Source organism: Methanosarcina sp. 2.H.A.1B.4 (genome assembly GCF_000979385.1).
Taxonomy (GTDB): domain Archaea; phylum Halobacteriota; class Methanosarcinia; order Methanosarcinales; family Methanosarcinaceae; genus Methanosarcina.
This window is the reverse complement of the sequence record NZ_JJOV01000067.1, coordinates 1-6,098: the sequence shown is the minus strand read 5'-3', so window position 1 is coordinate 6,098 and position 6,098 is coordinate 1. Positions and strand designations below refer to the sequence as shown.

Annotated in this window: 5 protein-coding genes; all 5 read left to right on the top strand. The window is 48.1% G+C overall.

What is annotated here, in order from left to right:
* The first annotated feature begins 133 nt into the window (after nucleotides 1-133).
* The 5 genes from nikC to amrS all read left to right on the top strand — a co-directional run bounded on the left by nikC (nucleotide 134) and on the right by amrS (nucleotide 5,476).
* The gene (nikC, locus tag EO92_RS10510) at nucleotides 134-1,033 is read left to right on the top strand and encodes a nickel ABC transporter permease subunit NikC (RefSeq protein ID WP_048171453.1); all 900 of its coding nucleotides are present in this window, start codon (nucleotides 134-136) and stop codon (nucleotides 1,031-1,033) included.
* Nucleotides 1,030-2,058 (top strand): ABC transporter ATP-binding protein, encoded by a 1,029-nt coding sequence (locus EO92_RS10505; RefSeq protein ID WP_156165789.1) that lies wholly within the window; start codon nucleotides 1,030-1,032, stop codon nucleotides 2,056-2,058. The genes nikC and EO92_RS10505 overlap by 4 nt, the downstream gene beginning before the upstream one ends.
* On the top strand, nucleotides 2,046-2,744 hold the full coding sequence (locus EO92_RS10500; RefSeq protein ID WP_048171451.1) for a dipeptide/oligopeptide/nickel ABC transporter ATP-binding protein: 699 nt from the start codon (nucleotides 2,046-2,048) through the stop codon (nucleotides 2,742-2,744). Before EO92_RS10505 ends, EO92_RS10500 begins: the two co-directional genes overlap by 13 nt.
* A 260-nt stretch (nucleotides 2,745-3,004) precedes the next feature.
* Entirely contained in the window at nucleotides 3,005-4,126 is a 1,122-nt protein-coding gene (locus EO92_RS10495; RefSeq protein WP_235283293.1) for an acetylserotonin O-methyltransferase, read from the top strand.
* 285 nt (nucleotides 4,127-4,411) lie between these two features.
* Nucleotides 4,412-5,476 (top strand): AmmeMemoRadiSam system radical SAM enzyme, encoded by a 1,065-nt coding sequence (amrS, locus tag EO92_RS10490; protein WP_048171447.1) that lies wholly within the window; start codon nucleotides 4,412-4,414, stop codon nucleotides 5,474-5,476.
* Nucleotides 5,477-6,098: the final 622 nt, after the last annotated feature.

Below are 6,098 nucleotides of genomic sequence, written 5' to 3'. Positions count from 1 at the left end.
AGATGTGTATAAGAGACAGGTCCAGGGCTGTGTCCTTTTTATTGCAGTGCTTTTTTCCTTCTCCAGCCTTGCCGTCGATATCCTGTATGCAGTGCTTGACCCGAGGATAAGATATGACAGGCGTGATTAAAAGATGACAGACGTTATTGAAAAAACTGAGATTACAGAAAAGGCATACCTGGCTGAAAAAAAGCTGACTTTCGGGGAGTTCGGCAAGAATAGACTTGCAGTCTCAGGCCTCCTGCTTATTGCTGTCCTTTGCATTCTGGCACTGTTTGCCCCCAGGATAGCCCCTCATGACCCCCTTGCCCAGAGGCTTGACAGCGGGCTTCTTTTTCCTTCTACTGAATATCCTTTCGGAACCGATGAGCTTGGGCGCTGCATCTTTTCAAGGGTTATCTACGGCACGCGCATTTCTCTGGGCATCGGACTTCTTGTAGTTGCAGCAACGTCTGTTGCAGGCACAGCCATAGGGTTGATTTCAGGGTACAGGGGAGGCTTGCTCGATGAAGTCATAATGAGAGGAGTGGACGTCGTAATGGCTTTTCCCAACATCATCCTTGCCCTTGTGATTGCAGGGCTGCTTGGCCCGGGCTTTTCAAGTGTTGTCCTTGCCCTTGCCTTTACCCAGTGGCCTGCTTATGCCAGGCTTGTACGCGGGCAGGTGCTGTCTCTCAGGAAGAGGGCTTTTGTGGAGGCTGCAAGGGCTCTGAGGCCCTCAAGCTTCTACATTATGCGAAAACATATCCTTCCAAACTGCATGGAACCTGTAATCGTGCTTGGGACCCTTGAGATTGCACACGTTATAATCTTTGCTTCAGCCCTGAGTTTTCTCGGGCTCGGGATTCAGCCTCCGGACCCTGAATGGGGCTCCATGCTCAAAGCCGGGATCCCATACCTCCGTACAGCTCCCCATCTCACCTTTTTCCCGGGCCTGATGATAATATTCACAGTCTTTGCGTTCAATTTTGCAGGAGACGGTTTGAGGGACAGCCTTGGGCAGCCTGCAAATCAGGAGGTGCTGGCAAAGTGAGGTCTCCTCTTCTCTCAATAGAAAACCTGAACGTCTCTTTCAAAACCTCAAAAGGCATTGCAAGAGCCAACGAGGATATTTCCCTTGAGATAAGGGAAGGGGAAATCCTGGGGCTTATCGGGGAAACCGGCTGTGGAAAAACCACCCTTGGAAAAGCCATTTTGAGGCTGCTCTCAGGTAAAGCAAACCTGGAAGGAAAGATAGTGTACAGAGGTACGGATCTCCTTACCCTGCCCGAGAAGGAAATGAGGCGCTTTCGGGGAAAGGAAATAGGAATAATGCTCCAGAACCCTTCAGCCTGTCTCAACCCTGTCCTTTCTGCAGGAAGCCAGATTGCAGAAATCTACCGTTACCACGAGGGCATGGGAAAAAAGGAAGCCGAAAAGAAAGCCGGAGAAATGCTTGAGCTTGTGGGGATAAGCTCTTCCCGGGGGTGCGAATACCCGCACCAGTTCAGCGGCGGGATGCTGCAGAGGGTCATGGTCGCAATAGGGCTTGCCCTCAGGCCCGGACTTCTGATCGCAGATGAGCCAACAAAAGGGCTTGACACGGACACGAAATTGCAGATTGCGGAACTGATTGCCGGGCTTGTCCGCAAGGAAAATTCTTCCATGCTCCTGATCACGCACGACCTGGAGCTTGCCAGCAGGCTCGCGGACAGAATTGCAGTCATGTACGCCGGAGAAATCATAGAAATAGGAAAGGCGACAGAGATCATTTCTAACCCCCAACATCCTTACACCCTTGACCTGCTCCACTCGCTTCCCGGAAAGGGGTTCAGGACCGTTTCGGGGCAACCTCCAAGCCTTGTTTCCCCTCCTTCCGGCTGCAGGTACCATCCGCGTTGCAGGTTCCGGCTTGAGGCCTGTTTCCAGATTCATCCGGCACTTATGGGACTTGAGGATGAACGCCTTATCCGCTGTCATTTATCTGAAAAGGGCAGGATAAAGGAAACTGCAGCACAGCCTTCACTTAATGCACAGTCTGCTCTCAGGTTTGTAGAGGAGGAAACATGGCACTGTTGAAGGTCGAGGACCTGAAAAAGTACTATTATTCAGGGCTGTTCAAAAAAGAGGTCCACAGGGCGGTTGACGGAATCAGTTTTGAGATCGGGAGAGGGAAAACCCTGGGACTTGTTGGGAAAAGCGGCTGCGGAAAATCCACACTTGGGAGAACGGTTTTGAGGCTGCTGGAGCCCACTGCAGGGAGGGTCCTTTTTGATGGACAGGACATCTCAGGCTTCAAAGGCAGTACCCTGAAAAACCTGGGGACAAAAATGCAGATTATTTTCCAGAACCCGGAATCCTGCCTGAACCCGAGGATGAAGGTCTATGATGCCATTGCCGAACCCCTGAGGCTTCACAGGCTCTGCGAAAGAGACGAAGAACGGGAACAGATACAGGAGCTTATCGAGGCTGTTTCCCTGAGTGAGGAGCTGCTTTTCCGCTATCCCGGAGAATTGAGCGGGGGGCAGCTCCAGAGGGTTGCAATAGCCAGAGTCCTGGGCATGAAACCGGAGTTCATAGTTGCGGATGAGCCCACTTCCATGCTCGACCCGCTTGTCCAGGCCCAGGTCCTTTTCCTTCTCAAAAAACTGCAAACTGAGTATGGGATCAGTTTTCTATTCATCTCCCACGATGTGCAGGTTGTGGAATGGATGAGTGATGAAATCGCTTTCATGGAGGAAGGAAAAATTGTCGGTTTCAGGTAGTGGTGCGGGGCAAGAATTTGTAACCCTGTACCCGATTTACCTGTTTTTACTTACTTCATTTTACTTAGTTTACATTTACTTTAAGAGAACCTGTGAAATTTTATTAGAAACTGTCAAACTTTACTATAAACTATAAATCGTGTCCTGTTGGACCAGAAAGATGTGTAGAAGAAGTAATGAATAAGAGAAATAGTATAGAAAATAGGAGAAATGGTATGGAAAATAAAGCTAAAAATCAAACTGAAACGTCTGTTGACCTAATGCAAAAACCTTTGGTAGATGCCGACCGATTTTTCAAGCTTGTTGATTCCTCTGTTCAGGGTCTGAGGGAGTGCAAGCTTATTGCTGCGGCCTTTGAGCTTGGAGTGTTTGAAGCTCTTAAAGTCCCCTTATCAGCAGGAGTCCTGGCTAAAAAACTTGGCTGTGATCCTGTGCTTATGCCCCACTTTTGCGAGTCCCTCCACAATCTCGGGTTCCTTGACAGGTTTGAGGAAGGGGCACATGAAGAAGAGGAAAATGCGCAGATGGAGGAAAAAAACGAAGGCGAATCCGAAGCTGGATCTGAGGGCAAAAACCCTGGTCCCGGAGAAAAAAATGTTGGGGCAGTGTACCTGGTCTCGGAACTCAGTGCAACGTATCTTCTGGAAAGCTCTCCGTTTTCTCAGCAGCATTACCTTGCCGAAAGGCTCAGGAATGTTGAACTCTGGGTCCGCCTTCCGCAGATTATGAAGAGTGGACCTGAGATTGTTGAGAAAGGGCCTTTTTTCGGGGAGGTAGTCCAATGTATGGCTGAAAACGCGCGCTGTGGTCTGCTTCAGGAAACGGTCCGGGTTGTCCAGGAAAATGTGGATTTTACAAATGTCAAAAAGCTGCTTGACCTCGGGGGAGGACACGGGCTCTATGCAATCGCTTTTGCAAAATTGAATGAAAACCTTCAGGCTTTTGTTTTCGACCTCCCACCTGTTACGCAAAAGACAAAAGATTTCATAGAAAAGTATGGAGCTTCAAGAGTGGATATAATTCCAGGGGACTTTTTTAATGATGAAATCGGAGGCGGATATGATGTTATATTTTCGTCCTTTAATCCCGGAGGAAAAGTGCCTTCCCTTATCCCGAAGATTTCCGAAGCCCTGACCTCCGGAGGCGTTTTTGTGACCAGGCAGGTCCCGGATGAAAAAATGAAATCCAGCCCTCTTCTCAGCCTTGACTGGAACCTCTGGACTTTTGAAGACGTAAAAAAAGGAGGATCAGGATACAGTTTTGAAAACAGCGTCCCCTTTACCGAATATATAGAGATGCTGGGCAGCTACGGGCTTGAAGTCTTCCGGGCCCTTGACATGAAAGACGGGTCAAGGATCGTGTTTGCCTGGAAAGTAGACTGAATTTTGCAGGGTAAGCATAGTAATTCCCCTGCAATTTTTCCACCACGGAGAGGTTACTTACAGGCTTTAAAATTTTGATGAATACAAAACAGTAGACAAAATAAAGGTTTGAAATACAAAAATACAGGTTTTTTTCGGACAGTTTTTTACAATGGGGAGGAGATTCCTGAAACTGTTACTCAAAAATCCTGATTAGAGCAAATCAAAGAGCACACCCATTTTTTCCACACCCGACTGGAGAAAATCTCTAACGGCAACGTTATTACCCAAAAAAACAATCATTCTATGGGGATTGTTGTGATAAAAGAAGCCATGTTCTACGAGAAACTCGAAGCTGATAAAGTACATTGCGGGCTCTGCGCCCACAGGTGCAAAATCGCCCCGGGAAAGAGGGGGTTTTGCAGAGTAAGGGAAAACCGGGGAGGTAATCTTTATTCTCTTATTTACGGTACGGTTTCCAGCGAAGCTGTGGACCCTATCGAAAAAAAGCCGCTTTATCATTTCTATCCGGGTTCCTATGTATACTCGGTAGGAACTGTCGGATGCAACTTCCGCTGCAAACACTGCCAGAACTGGACCATTTCCCAGACCTGCGTGGAAGATTCTTACACAACAGATATCCTTCCGGAAGAGCTGGTGGAAAGGGCGCTTATATCGGGTTCGAGGTCAGTTGCCTGGACCTATAACGAGCCCACGATCTGGCACGAGTATACATACGAAAGCGCAAAGCTGGCAAAGGACGCGGGCCTTGCGACCGTCTACGTGACCAACGGCTACATGACCCCGGAAGCCCTCAGGCACATTGCCCCCCGGCTGGATGCTGCCAACATCGACATCAAGGCTTTCACTGAAAAGTTCTATCATGACGTTGCCAGCGCAAAACTGGCTCCAGTGCTTGAGTCCTCCATCCTTGCAAAGGAGCTCGGGATCCATGTGGAAATCACGACCCTCATCATCCCGAAACACAATGACTCTCTCGAAGAGCTCCGGGAACTTTCGAAATGGATCTACAAAAACCTCGGGCCTGACACTCCCCTCCACTTCACGCGCTTCCACCCCCAGTACCAGATGCAGGACCTTTATCCGACACCTGTAGAAACTCTCGTGGCCGCCCATAAGATCGCAACTGAAGAAGGAATGAAGTATGTTTATGTAGGGAATGTCCCGGGGCAGGAATACAACAATACCTTCTGCCCGAACTGCGGTAAAGTGTTGATCTCTCGCGGTTTTTTTGACATCGAAAAGTACGAAATCACTCCTGAAAAGACCTGTCCCGTGTGCGGGGAGAATATCCCTATCATTGGAGAGTATGCGGGCTCAAAACAGGTATTAGATGAAGATGAATATTGAAAGCGGTTCCTGATTAACTGATTTATCTATTCCGGAATCCCGAATGAAATATTTTGGTTTTCTCTCCCTGCTCCGCGGGGGGGTTATGGCTGGCCTGCTCACAAGAAAAAAACGAGAAAATAGGCACCGCAATTAAGAGGGGCTATATACTGAAGAAATGCTCCCTGGGCTGAGAAATACGTCCCTTAACTTCCAAAAACCGATTTCCGATTTACAAGGTAAATATAAGCGCCCCCGCCAGCTTGTCTGGCGGCTCTACAAAAAAAGAAAGAAAAAACAGATTTGAAAGAGAACTTAGACCGAAATTTATGCAGATTTGAGCTGTCGGGTTCTCGTTCTAACTCAAAAGAGCCCTCACCCTCATTTATTATACCTTTTTTCTTCCTTTTCGTCTTTTTGGGAAAGACCGCTCTCCTGCGTCGAGCGGGACAAAAAAGACGTGATAAAGCGAATAAGGTTGTACGGATCAGAAATATTGTAATTTTAGGAGCGTCTAAGGCTAATCCCTGTCATTTTAATGGCAGGATACAGCCGTCAACTCTTCAATAATACGCTTATTGGCAACGTTTTTGAACTTTCAAACCTATACTCTATTGTCAAGTTTTGTTCTGGAAGCTGTGAA

Excerpts from the sequence above, each read along its gene's own strand:
- nikC (WP_048171453.1), top strand. The coding sequence starts at position 134 with ATGACAGACGTTATTGAAAAAACTGAGATTACAGAAAAGGCATACCTG.
- EO92_RS10500 (WP_048171451.1), top strand. The coding sequence starts at position 2,046 with ATGGCACTGTTGAAGGTCGAGGACCTGAAAAAGTACTATTATTCAGGG.
- EO92_RS10495 (WP_235283293.1), top strand. The coding sequence starts at position 3,005 with ATGCAAAAACCTTTGGTAGATGCCGACCGATTTTTCAAGCTTGTTGAT.
- amrS (WP_048171447.1), top strand. The coding sequence starts at position 4,412 with ATGGGGATTGTTGTGATAAAAGAAGCCATGTTCTACGAGAAACTCGAA.